At 50.8% G+C, this 21,641-nt stretch carries 19 protein-coding genes, 1 tRNA gene and 3 rRNA genes (1 of these 23 cut by a window edge); 10 read left to right on the forward strand and 13 right to left on the reverse strand.

From position 1 onward, the window contains the following. Positions 1-14: 14 nt before the first annotated feature. The 4 genes from ACOTYN_RS08465 to ACOTYN_RS08480 are packed head-to-tail and all read right to left on the reverse strand — an operon-like array spanning position 15 to position 2,349. Positions 15-1,784: a DNA primase family protein gene (locus tag ACOTYN_RS08465; protein WP_332959455.1), complete on the reverse strand. Its 1,770-nt coding sequence runs from the start codon at positions 1,782-1,784 to the stop codon at positions 15-17. Continuing rightward, on the reverse strand, positions 1,768-1,980 hold the full coding sequence (locus ACOTYN_RS08470; protein ID WP_032672064.1) for a hypothetical protein: 213 nt from the start codon (positions 1,978-1,980) through the stop codon (positions 1,768-1,770). Before ACOTYN_RS08470 ends, ACOTYN_RS08465 begins: the two co-directional genes overlap by 17 nt. Next, positions 1,977-2,171, reverse strand: coding sequence for a hypothetical protein (locus ACOTYN_RS08475; RefSeq protein ID WP_332959453.1), 195 nt, complete (start codon positions 2,169-2,171; stop codon positions 1,977-1,979). Before ACOTYN_RS08475 ends, ACOTYN_RS08470 begins: the two co-directional genes overlap by 4 nt. Then, complete coding sequence (locus ACOTYN_RS08480) at positions 2,164-2,349, reverse strand: host cell division inhibitor Icd-like protein (RefSeq protein ID WP_057951293.1); 186 nt, start codon at positions 2,347-2,349, stop codon at positions 2,164-2,166. The genes ACOTYN_RS08475 and ACOTYN_RS08480 overlap by 8 nt, the downstream gene beginning before the upstream one ends. 187 nt (positions 2,350-2,536) lie before the next feature. On the opposite strand from ACOTYN_RS08480, the gene ACOTYN_RS08485 reads away from it, so the two are divergent. Next, the gene (locus ACOTYN_RS08485; RefSeq protein WP_048982935.1) at positions 2,537-2,722 is read left to right on the forward strand and encodes a YlcI/YnfO family protein; all 186 of its coding nucleotides are present in this window, start codon (positions 2,537-2,539) and stop codon (positions 2,720-2,722) included. Between the two features lie 352 nt (positions 2,723-3,074). On the opposite strand, the gene ACOTYN_RS08490 is transcribed toward ACOTYN_RS08485, so the two are convergent. The 4 genes from ACOTYN_RS08490 to ACOTYN_RS08505 form a co-directional block, all read right to left on the reverse strand. Continuing rightward, entirely contained in the window at positions 3,075-3,767 is a 693-nt protein-coding gene (locus ACOTYN_RS08490) for a hypothetical protein (RefSeq protein WP_226434701.1), read from the reverse strand. 20 nt (positions 3,768-3,787) lie between these two features. After that, positions 3,788-4,072, reverse strand: coding sequence for a helix-turn-helix transcriptional regulator (locus ACOTYN_RS08495; protein WP_019077824.1), 285 nt, complete (start codon positions 4,070-4,072; stop codon positions 3,788-3,790). Positions 4,073-4,692: 620 nt separating this feature from the next. Further along, positions 4,693-5,343 (reverse strand): hypothetical protein, encoded by a 651-nt coding sequence (locus ACOTYN_RS08500; protein WP_019077825.1) that lies wholly within the window; start codon positions 5,341-5,343, stop codon positions 4,693-4,695. Continuing rightward, on the reverse strand, positions 5,343-6,563 hold the full coding sequence (locus tag ACOTYN_RS08505) for a tyrosine-type recombinase/integrase (protein WP_023326200.1): 1,221 nt from the start codon (positions 6,561-6,563) through the stop codon (positions 5,343-5,345). The genes ACOTYN_RS08500 and ACOTYN_RS08505 overlap by 1 nt, the downstream gene beginning before the upstream one ends. A gap of 364 nt (positions 6,564-6,927) precedes the next feature. On the opposite strand from ACOTYN_RS08505, the gene ACOTYN_RS08510 reads away from it, so the two are divergent. Then, positions 6,928-7,092, forward strand: a complete 165-nt coding sequence (locus ACOTYN_RS08510) for a DUF2556 family protein (RefSeq protein WP_014885446.1) — start codon at positions 6,928-6,930, stop codon at positions 7,090-7,092. 136 nt (positions 7,093-7,228) lie between these two features. Further along, positions 7,229-9,310, forward strand: coding sequence for a putative bifunctional diguanylate cyclase/phosphodiesterase (locus ACOTYN_RS08515; protein ID WP_045268630.1), 2,082 nt, complete (start codon positions 7,229-7,231; stop codon positions 9,308-9,310). Here the strand turns inward: ACOTYN_RS08515 and envR are convergent. After that, entirely contained in the window at positions 9,226-9,942 is a 717-nt protein-coding gene (gene envR, locus ACOTYN_RS08520; protein ID WP_014885448.1) for an acrEF/envCD operon transcriptional regulator, read from the reverse strand. The two genes, ACOTYN_RS08515 and envR, sit on opposite strands and share 85 nt — an antisense overlap. A gap of 389 nt (positions 9,943-10,331) precedes the next feature. Between envR and ACOTYN_RS08525 the strand changes: the two genes are divergently transcribed. The 7 genes from ACOTYN_RS08525 to ACOTYN_RS08555 all read left to right on the forward strand — a co-directional run bounded on the left by ACOTYN_RS08525 (position 10,332) and on the right by ACOTYN_RS08555 (position 19,750). Continuing rightward, on the forward strand, positions 10,332-11,471 hold the full coding sequence (locus ACOTYN_RS08525; protein ID WP_014885449.1) for an efflux RND transporter periplasmic adaptor subunit: 1,140 nt from the start codon (positions 10,332-10,334) through the stop codon (positions 11,469-11,471). 11 nt (positions 11,472-11,482) lie between these two features. Further along, complete coding sequence (locus tag ACOTYN_RS08530; protein WP_071922846.1) at positions 11,483-14,596, forward strand: efflux RND transporter permease subunit; 3,114 nt, start codon at positions 11,483-11,485, stop codon at positions 14,594-14,596. Positions 14,597-14,900: 304 nt separating this feature from the next. After that, a complete protein-coding gene (locus tag ACOTYN_RS08535) occupies positions 14,901-15,122 on the forward strand; it encodes a lipoprotein (protein WP_008502867.1) in 222 nt (73 codons plus the stop codon). Positions 15,123-15,596: 474 nt separating this feature from the next. After that, positions 15,597-16,622, forward strand: a complete 1,026-nt coding sequence (locus tag ACOTYN_RS08540) for an amino acid ABC transporter substrate-binding protein (RefSeq protein WP_014885451.1) — start codon at positions 15,597-15,599, stop codon at positions 16,620-16,622. A gap of 67 nt (positions 16,623-16,689) precedes the next feature. Next, the gene (locus ACOTYN_RS08545) at positions 16,690-17,871 is read left to right on the forward strand and encodes an amino acid ABC transporter permease (protein ID WP_047344605.1); all 1,182 of its coding nucleotides are present in this window, start codon (positions 16,690-16,692) and stop codon (positions 17,869-17,871) included. Positions 17,872-17,880: 9 nt separating this feature from the next. Next, entirely contained in the window at positions 17,881-18,984 is a 1,104-nt protein-coding gene (locus ACOTYN_RS08550) for an amino acid ABC transporter permease (RefSeq protein WP_071922845.1), read from the forward strand. Between the two features lie 7 nt (positions 18,985-18,991). Continuing rightward, positions 18,992-19,750 carry an amino acid ABC transporter ATP-binding protein gene (locus ACOTYN_RS08555; RefSeq protein WP_071922844.1) on the forward strand — a complete coding sequence of 253 codons (759 nt, stop codon included), beginning with the start codon at positions 18,992-18,994 and terminating at the stop codon, positions 19,748-19,750. 106 nt (positions 19,751-19,856) lie between these two features. Here the strand turns inward: ACOTYN_RS08555 and rrf (ACOTYN_RS08560) are convergent. The 4 genes from rrf (ACOTYN_RS08560) to ACOTYN_RS08575 all read right to left on the reverse strand — a co-directional run. Continuing rightward, positions 19,857-19,972, reverse strand: a 5S ribosomal RNA gene (gene rrf, locus ACOTYN_RS08560). Between the two features lie 43 nt (positions 19,973-20,015). Further along, positions 20,016-20,091 (reverse strand) — tRNA-Thr (locus tag ACOTYN_RS08565). Positions 20,092-20,105: 14 nt separating this feature from the next. After that, positions 20,106-20,221 (reverse strand): 5S ribosomal RNA (gene rrf / locus ACOTYN_RS08570). Between the two features lie 73 nt (positions 20,222-20,294). Beyond that, positions 20,295-21,641, reverse strand: a 23S ribosomal RNA gene (locus tag ACOTYN_RS08575) (its annotated part continues 532 nt past the right edge of the window); the annotation flags it as partial.

Below are 21,641 nucleotides of genomic sequence, written 5' to 3' on the forward strand. Positions count from 1 at the left end.
GAACACTTTTCCCATTACTTTTGATTTTCTCCGCTGTTATGAGATGTATCATTCCACATAGGCATCCAGTCTTCTGAGTCGTCGTGAAGCGTGACGTTTGACCTTATGCCATGTTTTGTTTTGCGCTTCTGATACTCCTTACCGTATTCAGCCATTGCGCCTGGCATATCCGTACCGAACCTCATCAGCGACACCGGCTTGCTCAGACCATTGGCCCGCATGTAAGCCAGATAAGCGTGATACAGATAACGGCGCGGGCTGAATGGCACGATCTCGGCATTGCCAATCAGCATTCCATCACAAACCACCGAAGCCATCAGGTAGCCGCAAAAGTCCACCAGTGAATCCCCTTCACGTTTGATGGCCAGCGCTTCTTCTGATTTCTGCTGCTCATGCAAAAGCTGTTTGGCTTCGTCCTGCCTGGAAAAGCGAGTGAGCAGGTGGCGAATGATTACAGCCAGCTCACCTTCAATCTTCTCGGCCAGCATAGGATCGCGTTCGTTTTCCGGTACCACTTCGGAGAAGTTGAAAATCACCCGCCGTCTGGAAATCCCCCCGCTTCTGTCGCTGAACGACATGGCATTGTTATTGACGGCAAGCACCACAGCAGGAATACGGGTTGAATATGGTGCTTTGTGTTTTGGGTCGATAGCCACCTTATCCCCGCCAGTGATAGCTTTAATCCCTGCTCCGTCGCCAGCGTACCGGGTCATATCCGGCATGATAATCAGCGAATATCCCACTACCAGTGCCCTTTCCCTTGGGTTCTCCAGCGCCGCCATGCTCGCCGATACGGTGTTGGCCTTGCCCGCCAGCATCGTGCAGATCTCCGCCATAACACTTTTACCACTTCCGCCCGGCCCCGTTACCTCAAGAAACAGCTGCCAGTCGTACCGGTTCGCCAGCACCATAAACAGCGCAGACAGTACGCGGTCTGCTTTTCGGTCATTATCCGCCACAGAGCGGCGGAGCCATTTCCAGAAGTTCGGCGCATGGGTTGCCAGAGTCTCTCCTTCTGCTGGTTCGCTGAATGGCAATTCGCTCGCAACGATAAGCCAGTCCTTTTTATCATGCGGTCGAAATTGGCCTAACCGGGTATCAAAAACCCCGTTGCTGAAACCAATAAGATTTCGGGCTGTATTACCCATCACTGGCAGACCCAGCTTCATTGTATCGACAGCGGATTTAATCGCGTTCTGCGAATAGGCTACTTCGGCATCAATAAAAATTTGCGCCATTTCCCGCTGTAGCTCTTTATCCGAAAGCGGAACCCACACCACGCCGTTGTAATGATGAACCGTGTCGGAATCAGCACGGATCGCCAGATTGCCATCGTAATGAGCAAGCAGAACCTCCCCGCGCTGGCTGGCTCCCATCTGGTTAAGCGCTGGCGTAGCACTACCCCTCGTAGTCACCATTAGTGGCTCGTCTTCCAGGCGTTTCATTAATGGCGTCCAGTCCTCTTTCTCACCTTTTTCGTTGATAAACTCAGCATTGGTAACGCCAGCCTCACACAGCTTATTTGCAATCATGCTGATTTGGTTTTGCTCGATAAGTCCGGCCTGACAGACACGGGCAAACCGACGGCCTTTATCAACAATGCGCAGGTGGGGCAATTCCGCCAGTTGGGTGTGATCCAGAACCACAGGCGGAACATCGTCTCCATGCTCGCCCTTCCCTTTCTGGTAATCCTGAGCGGCTTTCCATGCTCCCGTTCCAGCAAAGATGATGGCCTCCTCCATTTTGTCGCGCGGGAGGGTTTTCACATTAGGCGCGTTTTTCACTGTAAGCCTCCTGCGCTTTCTGCAGACGATCTTTTGACTCATGAACCAAGCTGAAAATGGCGGCCACACAGTTAGATTCGTGTTCATCACCTTCGCCGAGGGAGTCCATCCAGATTTCCAGCATAGCCAGAGCCTGATTGCTGTATGCCAGTGCGTCTTCGGCGTGCATCAGGACTTCAAAAGGAACCTGTCTCATTTTGTCTCTCCCATGTGCAGCTCGGCGACTAATTCCCGGTGGATTTCCTGATTAAAATCACAGGCAATAGAAATCAGATTCAGCAGCGTTTCTGAACATTCACCAGAGGCTTTTTCCAGGATGGTTTCGTAAAGTGATGAAGCCAGCGCTGATTTATATTCGGCCTGCTCCAGACAGATTGGATCACGCATGGCGCACCTCCACAGGCAGACGGCCAGCGAATACCATCACGCAGCCAGCCGGTGATTGCTCACGGGCTTCGCGCTCAGTGGTAGCGGTGATGTGAATGACGTTGCGCCCGATGGCGCTCAGTGCGAGAAAACGATACTGATATTTGGGGCGAGTTTGGGTATGCTGTAATTCAGCCATAACTGTTACCTCAACTAACGGTTTGGTTAGAGGCCCGGTTAGTGTTGACGCACTGCCGGGCTTCGCGCTTACAAGGTGAATCGCACCTTTGTTTTTAAAACTACATGCAAGTGAATCGCACTTCAAGCCTTTTACTATTATTTTTTTTGCGTATACTGAATCGCACCTAGCACAAGGAGATTCAGGAATGGCAACGGGTTCAACCAACAACAAATCGCAGCAGCTTAATGCACGCTTTCCACACGATGTTGTAGCGGACTTAGAAAGCAACCTCGAAGATGGAGAGACAAAAGCGCAATTCATTGTCACGGCTGTAAAAGGCGAGATCAAACGCCGCCAGCGCAAGAAAGCCAGATCGGAATCTGAAAGCTGAACAGGGTTACTTTCCGTAATGCTGTGAACTGCCCCTCTTAAAAAGGGTCTGTTTTGCGCAACTATTAATGAGTTGTGCAGAGGCTCCCCTCTTAAAGAGGGTTGGTTATCTTCGCAGCTCTCTACGTTTTTCGTCGGAGCCTCTAAACCACGTTTAACGTTGTTTTGCCATGAACCCGAATACTGTTCGCCTTTGTCTCGATCTCCGTACGTTAAACGTACGCGGTTAATTTGTGCGTACGGATTTCGTCGGCTCAAGGTTTGACCACCAGCGGCAAGCCTGGTAATCTGGCGATGTTTCTGTAAAGCGGTATTGCACTGGCGGCCCGGCATGGCCGCCTTTGTTTTGCCTGTCATACAATAGCCTCCACTTTCAGCCCGCCAGCGGTATACCCCTGAACCCGAACACCATCGACGCGATGACGCTTTTTCGTCAGAAAGCGGATGTGATCTGCGTAGACGTACTGCCATTTACCATCGAGTGCCACACGTTTAAACCACGGATGAGGCTTAGATATGGTCTGGACAACTGGCGCGGAAGCCTTGCAGGGCGTGGGTTCTGCTGTGCATACCCCCTTATCGTTACCCGTTACTCTATACAGCCAGTAACTTGCCAGCTTCCCGGTCAATTTACGGGTGCGCACGGGGATATAACCCGCCTCACGCATCGCCTTACCAAAAGTGGCATCGTCCGGGTAATACTGGCGGCGTAGTTCCGTAGATACTGAAACGGCAAAGCTGCGTTTAGTCGGGTATTCCTGCCACTGGCCGACAAATTCAAAAGGAAGACCATTAACCCTTCTTTTGGTCTTGTCCTTGCCGCTTATCCCTACATCATGGTCTGCCTCATGCACGGACACGCCGGAACGCAGCCACACCAGCCCGTTACCGTTGTGGCGCAACCCCAGATCGGCAAGCGTAAATTCACCGCGATTAATGGGCGACCAGTCACCGGAAATAACCTGTTTACGGTTCGCTGAAATATCGTGCTGGCTGGCTACAGGGTGAGCGAATCCCTGCCCGTGGAGGGCATTAATCTTTTTCATCTCAGATTACCTGTGGTTAATTAAGCAGATTTACGGCTGTATGGGTTATTGACGTTCTCTACTGCTGGCGGATTACGAACCCACCAGAGCACATCCGAAAGAAGCCAAGCACAGCTATTGCGGCCAAAGTGACAGCGCGGAGGGAAGCGCCCCTGCTGCTCCATCTTCCAGCGGCTGGAACGGGAAAGACTGGTGATCTCGCTGCATTCATCTTCACGGATTCGGCGATCAAACTTAAAGCCGTACTCTTCTAAAAGGGTGCGGCGCTGTTCAGGATTTGGCGGGGTAAAGGTTATATTTTGCATGCTGCCTCCACTGTTTCAATGTTATGCGAAGAGATTAGTGGATAAACGACCAGCATTTCCATTGATTCTGGAATCCTTTAAAAGAACACGCAATTCCATTGAAAGATAGAAATTCCATCAAGATAACGCTCCCCTGTTTAAAACAGTTTCCACAGTAATTTCAACGGCTGTCTCGAGAGAAAAAATCATGAATTTCAATAACTCGCCGAAGATCACCGTTCTTTAACGATTTGATTCACCTTGGATTGTTCATAACAAAGATGAACAATGATGAACGCTGATGAACAGTGATGAATAACCATGAACAAAGATGGAAAAAGTTAGCAAGTAATGACCTAGTAGGGACCGTGGATGGAGCTAGGTATTGTTAGGTGCTGTCGGGTGCCGTTACGTGTCATAACGTGTCATTACGTGTCGTTGAATGCTGTTGAATGCTGTTGAATGCTGTTGAATGCTGTTGAATGCTGTTGAATGCTGTTGAATGTAACGGTAATACACATCAAATATAACAATTGAATCTCCTTGGCGATCATAGAATCGCCAAAAGCTCCAACAAATATAATTAATTAGTATTTTCACATGAAATATAAATAATACCTACTAACACTGCAAAATAATATTCATTCCGTATAATAAATCGAATTTAATGCCTTTCGAATTTTCTCATATATTGCTGATTTAGATAATCCAGTTTTAGATATACCTTCCTCATCAGCTAATTTATATAGTTCGTTTAAAATAGCCGAGATGCTTGGTTTTTTAGAGGTGCCAAACGAATGGCCTATCTTATGTGCTATAAGCTTGACCAGCATCCCCATTAATTTATCATTATATTCCTTTTCATCTTCTTTACGATGCAAGCCGCGTTTGCTGCTTTTCAATGCAATTCCGACCTGTAAAAGCTCATCCCCTCCCATAGCATAAAGATGCTCTTTTCCTTTGTTTTGATTAGCAATTATAGCCACCGCCGCAAGGCATCTGTCCTTTATGGGTTGTGGTGTAATATCTTCATCAATAAGAGGATATGCCAGAGCAAACATATAGTCTGCGGGATAGGCTGTTGAGTTTCCACCTCGAAATAATTTAGATGCTGATAACCATCTACTCAGTTGTCGATAGTATATATTGTAAGCTTCAACTTTCGCTTCAGGGATATCAGCAGTTTTAACTGTCGGATCTACCCCACACATAAGTAGTGCAAGTTGTTTAATATTTAGCTCCGGGGCTTTGGCTTCTCGCTCGAAAATACCCAATTTTAGAAAACTAGTCATTATTCAGCCTTATTCAACAAAACAATGTTAGTGAATCCACCTGATAAAATATCAAGTCTGTCATACCATTTATTCAACGCATCCAGTTTCTCAGGCAAGTACAGACTACGGTTATAAATCGCCATGACTCCCGGCATTGAGTGCCCCAGCAACTGTTCGACAACGTGTGGTGCTATACCCATATTATTCATATGCGTTGCTAAAGTTCGTCTTAGATCGTGCAGTGTCCATGGTTCAGAATGCCCCAGCTTTTTATAAACGCCGCGGCCCCACTGACTTACCGCTTCACTGCCTTTAACCGATCCAAGCAAAAGGCCGGATCGTTTCGTTTCATCATGCAGTATTTCAATGAATTTGCGCATGGCATCCGGCACAGGTCTTACAATCTTCTCGCCACCCTTGCTGTGCTCTTTGGGAACTGTCCAGACCCAGGCATCCATATCCCATTCACTCCACTCTGATAGCCTGGCCTCCTGCGTTCGGCACCCAAACACTATTAAGATTGTCAGTAGCCTGGTGTAGTAAGGCATGAAGCAAGTGCCAGAGGAAATGGCAGCCCATAAATCGCCAGCCTCTTTATCGTTTAATACCCGGTCTTTTTTTGCCTGTTTTTTACCGACATCTGGAATTGTTAAATCTTCAAGCGCGGTACTCACAGCATAGCGACGAACCCGGCAGAATTTCAGGGCTTGTTTGCACATCTGGAACACATAACCTGCGGCGACTGGAGTTTTCTTTTTCATCCTGTCAAAGCAGTCAAGCCAGTATCGTGTTTCACAGTCAGCGAGCGCCATTTTCCCTATATAAGGATAAATGTGTTTTCGCAGCTCCGCTTTGTGCCGTTCAACATTCGCGCGGTTCTCTTCTGCATATTCGCGTATCCAGTATTCTATAGCTTCCTTAACAGTGACCGGTTTAAGGGTTTCCTGAGTAGTCAACGCCAACTGGTGCTTTGGATCTTTACCTGAGGCCAGCCACTGGCGGCATTTATCACGCGATGAACGGGCTTCTTTGAGGCTCATATCCGGGTATCGTCCCAGAGTCAGACGATGCAGCTTCTGCCCGTCAAGTCGGTAAGTAAACACCCAGCTAATACCACCAGCTTTCGTTACCTTGGCGCTCAGCCCGGCACCATCAGCATAGAACTCAATCTTACTGGCCGGGATACCATGTAATCCCTTTAACTTCCTGTCGCTCAGTTTGTTAAGTTCGCCAGCCATAGACCACCCAGCCCAAAGTGTTTATACAAATGTTTATACAGAATTGCTTGCATAATAGCATAAACAAAGAAAAACACTGGAACAATATACAGGCATGAATTTATACAACGCATTGATTATTATATGAATATTAAAATCATCTAAAAGCATGAAAACAGCTAATATGACAGTACGGCATGAACTAATTTCGATTAGCGAAATGCTTGTTTAAAAAGGCGCTACTCGGCATGGGGATGCGCCTTTTTTATTACCTGCCAATGCTATCGTCAACACTTTGTAAACCCTCGCGTATCCCGCTTTTAAACCGCAACTTTTCGTGTATATTTCCACCACTTCAGTGGTTCTCTTCTCGCGGACTGACACAATGATTCGTAAATACTGGTGGCTGGTTGTCTTTGCAATCTCCGTTTTCCTCTTCGATGCCCTTTTGATGCAGTGGATTGAACTGATGAGCACTGAAACCGACAAGTGCCGCAATATGAACTCCGTGAACCCGCTCAAATTAGTGAACTGCTCAGAACTCGATTAACGCCCTGACGTCACTGCCCCCCGAATTACCCACTAAAAACGGGGATTTAAAACCCTTTGAGCCGTTACCTTACGGTGATAATGTCTCGCCCCTCTCAACCTCTCCTGCTTAACGTCAGACACGAGTAGAACCGACCATGCTGGTTAGCCAATACAACCTTATCCTTGTAGTTCTTTCCTTCGTTGTGGCCATCCTCGCGTCGTATACCGCACTGAATATGGCGGCACGCGTCGCCGGAAGTCAGGGCGTCGCCGCCCGCGTCTGGTTGGCTGGCGGCGGTATTGCGATGGGCATTGGCGTGTGGGCTATGCACTTTATCGGCATGCTGGCGATGGACCTCTCCATGAGCATGAGTTACAACGTCAGCCTGACCATTTTATCCATGGTCATTGCCGTGGGTTCTTCACTGTTTGCACTCTGGCTCGTCAGCTGTGAACAACTGCGCTTGCGCCGTCTGCTACCCGGCGCGCTGGTGATGGGAAGCGGTATTATCGCCATGCATTACACCGGTATGGCCGCGCTGGAAGTGAGGCCCGGTATCGTCTGGGACACGTTGTGGGTGGCCATTTCAGTCGTCATTGCCCTTGCCGCTTCGCTTGCTGCATTGTGGCTGACCTTCCGCCTGCGTCACGAAGCGGCTCAGGTCGTGCTGATGCGTCTGGGTGCCGCCATCACAATGGGCATTGCCATTGCCGGTATGCACTACGCCGGGATGAGAGCCGCGCAGTTTCCAATGTCGACGATGACGCACCATGTTGGTATTAACAGCAGCTGGCTCGCCATGCTGGTCAGCGTCGTCGCGCTCTCTATTCTTGGGATCACCCTGCTGGTGTCGATGCTGGATGCCCGTCTTCAGGCACGTACTGCCCTACTGGCCTCATCGCTTGCAGAAGCGAACCGGGAACTTGCTCAACTGGCGCTGCAGGATACGCTAACGCGTCTGCCCAACCGCATCCTGCTGGAAGACCGACTCGATCAGGCGATCAGTAAAGCCGATCGTGAAGGAACCCATTTTGCGCTGATGTTTATGGATCTCGACGGCTTTAAAGCCATCAATGACGCCTATGGTCATGATGTCGGTGACAAACTGCTGGTCGCCGTTACGCAGCGTCTGCTACTGCTTCTGAAGGGCCAGTTCACTCTTGCACGTATCGGCGGTGATGAGTTTGTTCTGCTGGCTGAGGGCGAAGGCCCGGACGATGCCGCCTCGCTGGCAAATTCGCTGGTACGCGCAATCGATAGCCCGTTCAACCTCGACCCTTATGAACTGATGGTGACCCTCAGCATTGGTATCGCTTTTTATCCTCACGACGGCAAAACCGAACGCGAGTTGATGTTTAACGCCGACGCGGCGATGTACCACACCAAGCATATGGGCCGAAACGGTTATCACTTTTTCCAGCCTTCCATGAACACCCTGGCGCAGACCCATCTTCAGTTAATGAACGATCTGTGGATGGCCATCGAACGCAATGAGCTGCGCCTGTTGTATCAGCCAAAATTTCACGCGCCCGCAGGACCTCTCCTCGGGTTTGAGGCACTGTTGCGCTGGCAACATCCTAAGCAGGGACTACTGACGCCGGATCTTTTCCTGCCACTGGCGGAAAAGACGGGGCTTATCATCCCTATTGGTAACTGGGTGATCAATGAAGCCTGCCGCCAGCTGAGAGAATGGCATCTTCAGGGACATCAAGACTGGTCAATGGCTGTAAACCTGTCGACATTGCAGTTTGAACAACCATCACTGGTTAAAACGGTTCTCGACTGCCTGGAGCGCCATCAGGTACCGCCGGAAATGCTGATCCTGGAAGTTACGGAAACGACGGCAATGAGCAACCCGGATGAGAGCGTACGGGTGCTGACAGAATTGACGAATGCAGGCGTGAAAGCGTCCATTGATGACTTTGGAACCGGGTATTCAAGCCTGCTGTATCTCAAGCGCTTACCGGCCTGTGAACTGAAGATCGACAGAGCATTTGTAAAAGAGTTAAGCGGGGAAAGCGAGGATGCCACCATTGTCTCGGCGATTGTGGCTCTCGCAAAAACACTTAACCTGAAAGTCGTGGCTGAAGGTGTGGAAACCGAAGCCCAGCAAACCTTTTTAACAGAGCTGGGTTGTAACACCCTTCAGGGTTATCTGTTAGGCAAACCAGCCAGCGCGCAGACCATAGAGGCGCTTTGTGCGCGAGGTGAAATGTTGCCTGGCGCTGAGCTGTAGTCATCCTGAGGCGACACGCGCAAGACAGGGAGTGTCGCCAGAATACTGTCGACCAGCGCGGGTGCCTGTTGATAGAGATTAAAACTGTCGGTATTCATTAACCAGTTTTTAATGATTCCGCTAAAAAAGCCATGCAATACAATCATGGTCAGTTCAACATTCATCTGCGCCGCAACGATTCTCTGAGAAATACATTTTTCTAGCGTAATACGTAAAGAATCATAATTAAAGCCAATGCGTTTACGGATTTCATCTTCTGAAATCATATCGCTATGAAACTCACATTTATGATACAGAATTTGTAAAAGCGCGCATTGCCGGGGTTCATGCGCGATATACTGTAGCGCCGTAATAAATTGCTCACGAAGCATTAACAACGGGTCATCATTTTCGGAAAGAGAAAGCCTGTCGCAAATAATGTCACGCAGCGGTAATTGCTGTTCCCAGATCGCATTAAATATCTCTGTTTTACTGGTAAAGTGCCAGTAGATGGCACCGCGCGTAACCTTTGCGGCATCCGCGATATCCGTCAGCGTCGTGCTGGCCACGCCACGCGTCGCAAACTGCCCGATAGCCGCCTCAATCAACTGCTGTCGGGTCTGTTGAGCCTCTTCTTTCTTTTTACGCGCCATAGGCAGCTACTCGTTACTCACTGGGTTTATACGTAACCTCGGGTTCAGATGGCTGGAATTATTCCCTAAAACCCGTTTTCATTTTGCACAAAAAAAGTCAATTCCCTTAACTCATAATTAATACAAATGCATAATCAATATTTAATTCATGATATGAATATTTTAAGGCATTAAACCCTCTTTCTCTGGTTAGCCTGGAGGGGAGTATATTCATATCTTCTCCGGGCCCCATTCTGATTTTTCCTTCACGCCTCGTCATTCGCACTTATAAATTAAAAAACATTAAATATCCTCATTATTATACGCAGCTACATTTTATTTTTTTATCCCTCTGCCCCAACGACCGTTCTACGGCAAATCTCGGTTAATGGGTATTTAAAGGAACAGTAATGACGAATCATTTCAGACGTTTGCCCTTATCCGGTTTCATTGTCTGCGCTGTACTGCTCTCTGGATGCGATGGCCAGGAAAACCAACAACAACATCCCCAGGCACCTCAGGTCAGCGTGCATATCGTGAAAAGCGCGCCGCTGGCGGTCACCACTGAACTCCCGGGCAGAACGGATGCATTCCGCGTGGCGGAGGTTCGTCCACAGGTTAGCGGTATCATCCTGCGTCGTAACTTCACGGAAGGTAGCGATGTAAAAGCAGGAGATTCGCTTTACCAGATTGATCCTGCGACCTATCAGGCGGCTTACGATAGCGCGAAAGGTGAGCTGGCGAAGGCCCAGGCGGCGGCCAATATTGCGCATCTGACAGTAAAACGTTATCTCCCGCTGGTAGGCACCCAGTATGTCAGCAAGCAGGAGTATGACCAGGCCGTGGCAACAGCCCAACAGGCCGATGCCAGTGTTATCGCCGCCAAAGCCGGCGTCGAAAGTGCACGTATTAACCTTGCCTATACCAAAGTGACGTCTCCCGTCGATGGGCGCATCGGCAAATCCAGCGTGACAGAAGGTGCTCTCGTCACGAACGGGCAGGCCTCTGCACTGGCAACAGTCCAGCAGCTTGATCCGATTTACGTCGACGTCACCCAGTCCAGCAATGAATTTATGCGCCTGAAACAGACAAGCCTGCAAAAAGGCGACACGGCCAGCAGCGTTGAACTGCTGATGGAAAATGGTCAGCCTTATCCGCTGAAAGGTACTTTGCAGTTCTCAGACGTCACGGTGGATGAAAGCACCGGTTCGATTACCTTGCGCGCCATTTTCCCTAACCCTCAACACCTTCTGTTACCCGGGATGTTCGTTCGCGCCCGCATTGATGAAGGCACACAGCCGAATGCAATTCTGATTCCCCAGCAGGGTCTGACCCGTACGCCGCGAGGTGATGCAACCGTCATGGTGGTTAACGATAAAAACCAGGTTGAGCCACGCACCGTCGTTGCGCCTCAGGCCATTGGTGATCGCTGGCTGGTGACGGAAGGGCTGAAAAACGGTGACCGCGTGATTGTCAGCGGATTACAAAAAGCCAGGCCAGGTGCCACCGTCGTCGCCACCCCAGATACCACCACAGCGCCCGCCAGTTAAGGAACGACGACATGGCTAATTTCTTTATACAGCGGCCGGTTTTCGCCTGGGTACTTGCCATCATTTTGATGATTGCAGGCGGGCTGGCTATTCTCAAACTGCCCGTTGCCCAGTATCCAACGATTGCCCCGCCAGCCGTTGCGATTTCCGCAACCTACCCCGGCGCAGATGCCCAGACGGTACAGGATACCGTGACCCAGGTTATCGAACAGAACATGAACGGTATCGATAACCTGATGTATATGTCCTCCACCAGCGATTCAGCGGGTAATGTCACCATCACCCTGACCTTCGAGTCGGGAACAGACCCGGACATCGCCCAGGTGCAGGTGCAGAACAAGCTGCAGCTGGCCATGCCGCTGCTGCCGCAAGAAGTTCAGCAGCAAGGGATTGGCGTTGAGAAGTCCAGCAGCAGCTTCCTTTTGGTCGCCGGTTTTGTTTCGGATAATAAAAGCCTTACTCAGGATGATATCTCCGACTACGTCGCTTCGAACGTCAAGGATGCCATCAGCCGAACATCGGGTGTCGGCGACGTTCAGCTGTTTGGTGCCCAGTATGCGATGCGCATCTGGCTCGACAGTAACGCGATGAACAAATACCAACTGACGCCGCTGGATATTATCAATCAGTTAAAAACGCAGAACGACCAGATAGCGGCAGGCCAGTTGGGTGGAACACCATCAGTCCCTGGACAGCAGCTGAATGCCTCCATCATCGCGCAAACTCGCCTGAAATCACCGGAAGAGTTTGGTCGCGTCACGCTCAAAGTGAACCAGGACGGCTCAATGGTTCATCTGAAGGATGTGGCTCGCATTGAGTTGGGTGGCGAAAACTACAATATGGTGACCAAAATCAACGGGCAGGCGGCAACCGGTCTGGGGATTAAGCTCGCTACTGGTGCAAACGCGCTGGATACGGCGGCAGCCATCAAGAGCAAGCTGGCACAACTGCAACAGTTCTTCCCGCAGGGACTGAAGGTCGTCTACCCCTACGACACCACGCCTTTTGTGAAAATCTCGATTCATGAAGTGGTGAAGACCCTGTTTGAGGCGATCATTCTGGTCTTCCTGGTCATGTATCTGTTCCTGCAAAACCTGCGGGCAACGCTGATCCCAACGATCGCCGTGCCGGTTGTTCTGCTGGGGACCTTCGCCGTGCTGGCTGCGTTCGGTTTCTCCATCAATACCCTGACGATGTTTGGGATGGTGCTGGCGATAGGGCTACTGGTTGATGACGCCATCGTGGTCGTCGAGAACGTTGAGCGCGTGATGGTGGAAGATAAACTGCCGCCGAAAGAGGCCACGCAGAAGTCAATGGAGCAGATTCAGGGCGCGCTGGTGGGGATCGCCATGGTCCTCTCGGCGGTCTTTGTTCCGATGGCATTTTTTGGTGGCTCGACTGGGGCCATCTATCGCCAGTTCTCGTTAACTATCGTTTCCGCGATGGCGCTATCCGTGCTGGTCGCGCTGATCCTGACCCCCGCACTCTGCGCAACGTTGCTTAAGCCCGTCTCCAGCGACCACCATGAGAAGAAAAGGGGCTTCTTTGGCTGGTTCAATGCGCTCTTTGATAAGAGTGTGGAACACTACAGCAACAGCGTGAGCGGTATTTTGCGTAAGACCGGTCGCTATCTGGTGGTGTATGTCATTATTGTTGGTGGCATGGCGGTGTTGTTCCTGCGCTTACCGACCTCCTTCCTGCCCGAAGAGGACCAGGGGGTCTTTATGACAATGGTTCAACTCCCGGCGGGGGCGACCCAGACGCGTACTCAGGCGGTCCTCGACCAGGTTCAGGACTACTATCTGGGCAAAGAGAAGGCGAACGTTGAATCCGTCTTCACCGTAAACGGCTTTAGCTTTAGCGGACAGGGTCAGAACTCCGGTATTGCCTTTGTCAGCCTGAAGCCCTGGGAGGAGCGCCCGGGCGAGAAAAATAGCGTTGAAGCCATCGTGGGTCGCGCGACAAAAGCGTTCAGTCAGATTAAAGACGGCCTGGTGTTCCCGTTCAACCTGCCTGCGATTATTGAGCTTGGAACCGCAACGGGATTCGACTTTGAACTTATCGATCAGGCTAACCTGGGACATACCCAGCTGACGCAGGCACGTAATCAACTGCTCGGGATGGTAAAAGAGCACCCAGACCTGCTGGTGCGCGTGCGTCCAAACGGACTGGAAGATACGCCTCAGTTCAAGCTGGATGTCGATCAGGAAAAGGCGCAGGCATTGGGCGTCAGCCTTTCCGACGTCAACCAGACTATCTCGACGGCGTTGGGTGGCACCTATGTGAACGACTTTATCGACCACGGGCGCGTGAAAAAAGTTTACGTGCAGGCAGATGCCCGTTTCCGCATGCTGCCGGGGGACATTAACAACCTCTACGTGCGCAGCGCGAACGGAGAGATGGTTCCCTTCTCCGCCTTTAGCTACTCTCACTGGGTTTATGGCTCACCTCGCCTGGAACGCTTCAACGGGATGCCTTCAATGGAGATCCTCGGGGAATCCGCACCGGGTAAAAGTACCGGCGAAGCGATGGTGTTGATGGAAAGCCTGGCCGCAAAACTGCCTGCAGGAATTGGCTATGACTGGACGGGCATGTCTTATCAGGAACGCCTTTCCGGTAACCAGGCGCCCGCACTGTATGCCATTTCACTGATCGTGGTGTTCCTGTGTCTGGCGGCCCTGTATGAGAGCTGGTCCATCCCATTCTCCGTGATGCTGGTTGTGCCGCTGGGTGTTATCGGTGCTCTGCTCACCGCGTCGCTGCGCGGATTGAACAATGACGTCTATTTCCAGGTCGGCCTGCTGACGACAATTGGCCTGTCGGCGAAAAACGCCATCCTGATTGTCGAATTTGCTAAGGACCTGATGGATAAAGAAGGTAAAGGGATTATTGAAGCCACCCTGGAAGCATCAAGGATGCGCCTTCGACCGATCCTGATGACCTCCCTGGCCTTTATCCTTGGCGTCATGCCGCTGGTAATCAGTACCGGAGCCGGGAGTGGTGCGCAAAATGCTGTCGGTACGGGCGTTATGGGAGGCATGCTTTCCGCGACGCTGCTGGCGATTTTCTTCGTTCCCGTTTTCTTTGTGGTTGTCCGGCGACGGTTTACCCGCCATAAAGAGTAACGCCCCCATGAAAGGCACCCTGTGGTGCCTTTTTTATTTTTAATATAAACAATAAATTAGACATTATTGAATTGCAGTGTTAAAAATGCGGCGATTTACATTAAGTAGAAACGCCCTGTTGTGTCTCCATAATTTCTCCATTAATTCATCCTGAAACCGACTTTTCTCCACGATTTTTACAAACGACATACTTTGAGATTATTCCCCGTGCAATGAGGTGTTACCCCGGTGGTAAAATAGCCTCCAGTTCGTTAATAGCCCTCCTGGCTTTGTAGCGAATGAGAAATAATACTGAGGTAACATCATGAAAAGATTCATTTCCGTTGCACTTCTCGCTGCGCTACTTGCTGGATGCGCGCACGATTCTCCATGTGTACCGGTTTACGATGACCAGGGTCGACTGGTTCATACCAATACCTGTATGAAAGGCACCACCCAGGATAACTGGGAAACCGCGGGTGCTATCGCCGGCGGAGCGGCTGCCGTGGCGGGTTTGACGCTAGGTATCGTTGCCCTGACGAAGTAACATCCATTAAGAAAGCGCGGCTCGGGCCGCGCTTTTGCGTTTAAAAAGTGCATTGTTATCGAATAAGTAAAAAAATAGCCCCGTTTTTATTCAAGAAATTAATTCCCATCGACTGGCTATCACATCTTTTTAGTATATAAAAGTTTATTTCATATTTTATCGTGATGATTTTCACACATTAATCTTATTGAATACCCTGCCAATATTCACTTCAGAAACTATCTCTTGATTTATCTCATCCTCATTGAAACTTTTGCTCCGATTTGTGGCACAGGTTGTAATTTCGCACCGTTTCGGGGCGTTCGTTTTATTTAAGCGTGTCTACACTCAGCATTAAGCGTTCTGTTATCACTTATTTTGTGGAACGCAAAACTGGCATTACGTTTGCTTTATAAACGTTGGCCAAAGCCACAGACAGGTTTAGCGCTTAAAAAGCGCTTCTATAACGATAAATTTCGCCACACAGGATGCATTATGAAAAAGACGATGATAGCCAGCCTGACCGCTGCAGGCATGTTGTTTGCCGTAGCGGGCCAGGCCCATGCGGGTACGACACTGGATGCCGTTAAAAAGAAAGGTTTTGTTCAATGTGGTATCAGTGATGGTCTGCCTGGCTTCTCATATGCCGATGCGAACGGCAAATTTACCGGTATTGATGTGGATGTCTGCCGCGGCGTCGCAGCTGCCGTTTTTGGGGATGACAGCAAAGTAAAATACACCCCGCTGACGGCGAAAGAACGCTTTACGGCGCTGCAATCTGGTGAAGTTGACATGCTCTCGCGTAATACCACCTGGACCTCCTCTCGTGATGCAGGTATGGGGATGTCATTTACCGGCGTGACCTATTATGACGGCATCGGATTCCTGACCCACAATAAAGCGGGCTTGAAAAGTGCCAAAGAACTGGATGGCGCCACCGTGTGTATCCAGGCGGGTACGGATACGGAGCTGAACGTCGCGGATTATTTCAAAGCCAATAAGATGAAATACACCCCTGTGACGTTTGATCGCTCGGATGAATCAGCCAAAGCACTGGAATCCGGCCGTTGCGACACGCTGGCCTCTGACCAGTCACAGCTGTATGCCTTACGTATTAAGTTGAGCAACCCGGCAGAATGGATTGTGCTGCCAGAAGTGATCTCCAAAGAACCTCTCGGACCTGTTGTTCGTCGTGGTGATGAAGACTGGTTCTCCATTGTTCGCTGGACCCTGTTTGCCATGCTGAACGCGGAAGAGATGGGCATCAACTCGAAAAACGTTGATGAGAAAGCCGCTAATCCATCCAACCCGGATATGGCTCACCTGCTCGGTAAAGAGGGTGATTTCGGCAAGGATCTGAAGCTGGATAACAAGTGGGCTTACAACATCATCAAGCAGGTGGGTAACTATTCTGAGATCTTTGAGCGCAACGTGGGATCGGAAAGCCCGCTGAAGATCAAACGCGGCCAGAACAATCTCTGGAATAACGGCGGCATTCAGTACGCGCCACCAGTACGTTAAGTCAAAGCTGTAACGGGCACTGCTCAGGCGGTGCCCAGTCCAGAGTCATGGTTACTGAGGTTTCTTTATGTCCCATCGCCGCTCAGCCGTAAAAGGAACGCTATCCTTTTCTCATCCCGCGGTCCGCGCCTGGCTATTCCAGATCATTGCTATTGTTGCGGTTGTTCTCATCGCCGTGTATCTCATCCATAACACCATCACCAACCTGAATAACCGCGGTATTACCTCCGGTTTTGCGTTCCTGGATCGCAGTGCAGGGTTTGGTATTGTTCAGCATCTTATTGATTATGAGGAAGGTGACACGTACGGACGCGTGTTTGTGGTCGGTTTACTGAATACGCTGCTGGTATCGGCGCTTTGTATTGTCTTCGCCTCGATATTGGGTTTCTTTATTGGCCTGGCTCGTCTTTCTGAAAACTGGCTCCTGCGGAAGCTTTCAACCTTTTATATTGAGACGTTCCGCAACATCCCACCGCTGCTGCAGATCTTTTTCTGGTATTTCGCGGTCCTGCGTAACCTTCCTGGCCCCCGTCAGGCCGTCGATGCGTTTGAGCTGTTTTTCCTGAGTAATCGTGGGCTATACATTCCCTCTCCGCAGTTCGCCGAAGGGCTTTACGCCTTCATCGTCGCAGTTATTATTGCGATCGCCATTTCTGTCGGGCTGTTCCGTTATAACCGCAAGCACCAGATTAAAACAGGGCAGCTTCGTAAAACATGGCCCGTTGGCGCTGTGCTAATTGTTGGCTTACCGTTAGTCGCACACTGGCTTTTTGGTGCGGCTTTGCACTGGGATATCCCCCATCTGCGCGGGTTCAATTTCCAGGGCGGGATGGTGTTAATTCCTGAACTGGCAGCACTCACGCTGGCGCTCTCGATTTATACCTCCGCATTTATTGCAGAAATCATTCGCTCCGGGATCCAGGCGGTGCCTTACGGACAGCACGAGGCGGCGCGTTCACTTGGTTTACCGAATACCGTGACGCTGCGCCAGGTCATTATTCCCCAGGCCCTGCGGGTAATCATTCCGCCACTGACCAGTCAGTATCTCAACATTGTCAAAAACTCCTCGCTGGCCGCCGCGATTGGTTACCCGGATATGGTGTCTCTCTTCGCCGGCACCGTGCTTAACCAGACCGGACAAGCTATAGAAACCATTGCCATCACCATGTCTGTCTATCTGATCATCAGTCTGGCGATTTCATTGCTGATGAACCTTTATAACCGCCGTATTGCACTGGTCGAGCGCTAAGGATTTATGATGTCGAAAGCGATACTGTCGCACTCCTCGCGTCCAGCCAGCACAACCGGTGGACGTTTCATTATCTGGGCACGTAAGAACCTGTTCTTCAGCTGGAGCAACAGCCTGCTGACAATAGTCTGCCTGTGGTTGATGTGGGAACTGATCCCGCCGCTACTCAACTGGGCATTCCTGCAGGCGAACTGGGTGGGTTCCACGCGTGCCGACTGTACGAAAGCAGGCGCATGCTGGGTGTTTATTCACGAGCGTTTTGGCCAGTTCATGTATGGATTGTATCCTCATGAACAGCGCTGGCGGATTAATCTGGCGCTGGTTATCGGTCTGCTTTCCATCGCCGTAATGTTCTGGAAAAAGCTACCTCATCGCGGACGCTATATTGCCGGCTGGGCTGTAGCGTATCCCATTATTGTTTGGGTGTTGTTGTATGGCGGCTTCCTGGGGCTGGAACGCGTTGAAACACGCCAGTGGGGCGGTCTGACGCTGACGTTGATTATCGCTTCTGTGGGGATAGCTGGCGCTCTGCCGTGGGGCATTTTACTCGCTCTGGGGCGTCGTTCAACAATGCCGGTCGTGCGTGTGCTCTCAGTGATCTTTATTGAGTTCTGGCGTGGCGTACCACTGATCACCGTATTGTTTATGTCTTCGGTCATGCTGCCGCTGTTTATGGCAGAAGGTACAACGATCGACAAACTGATTCGTGCCCTGGTCGGGGTGATTCTGTTTCAGTCTGCCTATGTCGCTGAAGTTGTGCGTGGTGGCCTGCAGGCGTTACCTAAAGGCCAGTACGAAGCAGCGGAATCACTTGCTCTCGGATACTGGAAAACGCAGGGGTTGGTCATCCTTCCACAAGCACTCAAGCTGGTGATCCCGGGCCTGGTCAACACGATCATTGCCCTCTTCAAAGATACCAGCCTGGTCATCATCATCGGATTGTTCGATCTCTTTAGCAGCGTGCAGCAGGCAACCGTTGACCCTGCCTGGCTGGGCATGTCCACCGAGGGATATGTCTTTGCTGCTCTGATCTACTGGATCTTTTGTTTTAGCATGTCGCGCTACAGCCAGCACCTGGAAAAGCGCTTTAACACCGGGCGTACACCGCACTGAGGAAATTATGAGCCAAATTACTATGACACCCGCCGACGCGATGATTACGCTGGAAAACGTGAATAAATGGTATGGACAGTTTCATGTCCTGAAAGACATTAATCTCAAGGTAAAGCAAGGCGAACGAATCGTTCTTTGCGGCCCTTCCGGTTCAGGGAAATCGACAACCATTCGCTGTATCAACCATCTTGAAGAGCATCAGCAGGGACGCATTATGGTTGATGGTATCGAGCTGAATGAAGATATTCGCAATATCGAACGCGTACGCCAGGAAGTGGGGATGGTATTTCAGCACTTTAATCTATTTCCCCACCTGACCGTTCTGCAGAACTGTACGCTTGCGCCGATTTGGGTACGAAAGATGCCGAAACAGGAAGCGGAGGCGTTGGCAATGCATTACCTCGAACGCGTACGTATTGCAGAGCACGCCAATAAGTTTCCCGGCCAGATCTCAGGCGGACAACAGCAGCGTGTGGCTATCGCCCGTTCGCTATGCATGAAACCCAAAATTATGCTGTTTGACGAACCGACATCTGCGCTGGATCCGGAAATGGTGAAAGAAGTGCTGGATACTATGATTGGGCTGGCGCAATCCGGGATGACGATGTTGTGCGTGACGCATGAGATGGGTTTTGCCAGAACGGTGGCAGACCGGGTGATCTTTATGGACCGCGGTGAGATCGTTGAACAGGCCCCACCGGATGAATTCTTTGCGCATCCGAAGTCGGAACGTACGCGTGCATTCCTGTCGCAGGTGATTCATTAGTCATTTGCTTTGCCGGGTGGAGGCTTTGCCTTACCCGGCCTACCGTTTTTTCTGCACATAAACGCAAAAAGGCCATCCTTTCGGATGGCCTTTTCACTTATTTGATGTCTGGCAGTTCCCTACTCTCACATGGGGAGACCCCACACTACCATCGGCGCTACGGCGTTTCACTTCTGAGTTCGGCATGGGGTCAGGTGGGACCACCGCGCTAAAGCCGCCAGACAAATTCTTTTACTTCTTGCCGAACTTTAACCTAAGTATAAAGTGGTGCTGATACCCAGAGTCGAACTGGGGACCTCACCCTTACCAAGGGTGCGCTCTACCAACTGAGCCATATCAGCACACTAAATTTGATGCCTGGCAGTTCCCTACTCTCACATGGGGAGACCCCACACTACCATCGGCGCTACGGCGTTTCACTTCTGAGTTCGGCATGGGGTCAGGTGGGACCACCGCGCTAAAGCCGCCAGGCAAATTCTGTTTAATCTGTATCAAAGCTGAAATTTGATTGTCTGTCTCTTCGCCAAAACACCTTCGGCGTTGTAAGGTTAAGCCTCACGGTTCATTAGTATCGGTTAGCTCAACGCATCGCTGCGCTTACACACCCGACCTATCAACGTCGTCGTCTTCAACGTTCCTTCAGGAGACTTAAAGTCTCAGGGAGAACTCATCTCGGGGCAAGTTTCGTGCTTAGATGCTTTCAGCACTTATCTCTTCCGCATTTAGCTACCGGGCAGTGCCATTGGCATGACAACCCGAACACCAGTGATGCGTCCACTCCGGTCCTCTCGTACTAGGAGCAGCCCCCCTCAATTCTCCAGCGCCCACGGCAGATAGGGACCGAACTGTCTCACGACGTTCTAAACCCAGCTCGCGTACCACTTTAAATGGCGAACAGCCATACCCTTGGGACCTACTTCAGCCCCAGGATGTGATGAGCCGACATCGAGGTGCCAAACACCGCCGTCGATATGAACTCTTGGGCGGTATCAGCCTGTTATCCCCGGAGTACCTTTTATCCGTTGAGCGATGGCCCTTCCATTCAGAACCACCGGATCACTATGACCTGCTTTCGCACCTGCTCGAGCCGTCACTCTCGCAGTCAAGCTAGCTTATGCCATTGCACTAACCTCCTGATGTCCGACCAGGATTAGCTAACCTTCGTGCTCCTCCGTTACTCTTTGGGAGGAGACCGCCCCAGTCAAACTACCCACCAGACACTGTCCGCAACCCGGATCACGGGTCTACGTTAGAACACCAGCCATTAAAGGGTGGTATTTCAAGGTTGGCTCCACGCAGACTGGCGTCCACGCTTCAAAGCCTCCCACCTATCCTACACATCAAGGACCAGTGTTCAGTGTCAAGCTATAGTAAAGGTTCACGGGGTCTTTCCGTCTTGCCGCGGGTACACTGCATCTTCACAGCGAGTTCAATTTCACTGAGTCTCGGGTGGAGACAGCCTGGCCATCATTACGCCATTCGTGCAGGTCGGAACTTACCCGACAAGGAATTTCGCTACCTTAGGACCGTTATAGTTACGGCCGCCGTTTACCGGGGCTTCGATCAAGAGCTTCGCGTTACCGCTAACCCCATCAATTAACCTTCCGGCACCGGGCAGGCGTCACACCGTATACGTCCACTTTCGTGTTTGCACAGTGCTGTGTTTTTAATAAACAGTTGCAGCCAGCTGGTATCTTCGACTGATTTCAGCTCCACCCGCAGGGGCTTCACCTACATATCAGCGTGCCTTCTCCCGAAGTTACGGCACCATTTTGCCTAGTTCCTTCACCCGAGTTCTCTCAAGCGCCTTGGTATTCTCTACCTGACCACCTGTGTCGGTTTGGGGTACGATTTCGTGTTACCTGATGCTTAGAGGCTTTTCCTGGAAGCA

This window comes from Enterobacter cloacae complex sp. IR5458, assembly GCF_049238025.1.
Taxonomy (GTDB): Bacteria; Pseudomonadota; Gammaproteobacteria; order Enterobacterales; family Enterobacteriaceae; genus Enterobacter; species Enterobacter kobei.

Coding starts and splice junctions, on each gene's coding strand:
- ACOTYN_RS08555 (WP_071922844.1), top strand. CDS start 18,992: ATGAGCCAAATTACTATGACACCCGCCGACGCGATGATTACGCTGGAA.
- ACOTYN_RS08525 (WP_014885449.1), top strand. CDS start 10,332: ATGACGAATCATTTCAGACGTTTGCCCTTATCCGGTTTCATTGTCTGC.
- ACOTYN_RS08545 (WP_047344605.1), top strand. CDS start 16,690: ATGTCCCATCGCCGCTCAGCCGTAAAAGGAACGCTATCCTTTTCTCAT.
- ACOTYN_RS08530 (WP_071922846.1), top strand. CDS start 11,483: ATGGCTAATTTCTTTATACAGCGGCCGGTTTTCGCCTGGGTACTTGCC.
- ACOTYN_RS08515 (WP_045268630.1), top strand. CDS start 7,229: ATGCTGGTTAGCCAATACAACCTTATCCTTGTAGTTCTTTCCTTCGTT.
- ACOTYN_RS08505 (WP_023326200.1), bottom strand. CDS start 6,563: ATGGCTGGCGAACTTAACAAACTGAGCGACAGGAAGTTAAAGGGATTA.
- ACOTYN_RS08485 (WP_048982935.1), top strand. CDS start 2,537: ATGGCAACGGGTTCAACCAACAACAAATCGCAGCAGCTTAATGCACGC.
- ACOTYN_RS08470 (WP_032672064.1), bottom strand. CDS start 1,980: ATGAGACAGGTTCCTTTTGAAGTCCTGATGCACGCCGAAGACGCACTG.
- ACOTYN_RS08480 (WP_057951293.1), bottom strand. CDS start 2,349: ATGGCTGAATTACAGCATACCCAAACTCGCCCCAAATATCAGTATCGT.
- ACOTYN_RS08550 (WP_071922845.1), top strand. CDS start 17,881: ATGTCGAAAGCGATACTGTCGCACTCCTCGCGTCCAGCCAGCACAACC.
- ACOTYN_RS08500 (WP_019077825.1), bottom strand. CDS start 5,343: ATGACTAGTTTTCTAAAATTGGGTATTTTCGAGCGAGAAGCCAAAGCC.
- ACOTYN_RS08475 (WP_332959453.1), bottom strand. CDS start 2,171: ATGCGTGATCCAATCTGTCTGGAGCAGGCCGAATATAAATCAGCGCTG.
- ACOTYN_RS08490 (WP_226434701.1), bottom strand. CDS start 3,767: ATGAAAAAGATTAATGCCCTCCACGGGCAGGGATTCGCTCACCCTGTA.
- ACOTYN_RS08510 (WP_014885446.1), top strand. CDS start 6,928: ATGATTCGTAAATACTGGTGGCTGGTTGTCTTTGCAATCTCCGTTTTC.
- ACOTYN_RS08495 (WP_019077824.1), bottom strand. CDS start 4,072: ATGCAAAATATAACCTTTACCCCGCCAAATCCTGAACAGCGCCGCACC.
- ACOTYN_RS08535 (WP_008502867.1), top strand. CDS start 14,901: ATGAAAAGATTCATTTCCGTTGCACTTCTCGCTGCGCTACTTGCTGGA.
- ACOTYN_RS08540 (WP_014885451.1), top strand. CDS start 15,597: ATGAAAAAGACGATGATAGCCAGCCTGACCGCTGCAGGCATGTTGTTT.
- envR (WP_014885448.1), bottom strand. CDS start 9,942: ATGGCGCGTAAAAAGAAAGAAGAGGCTCAACAGACCCGACAGCAGTTG.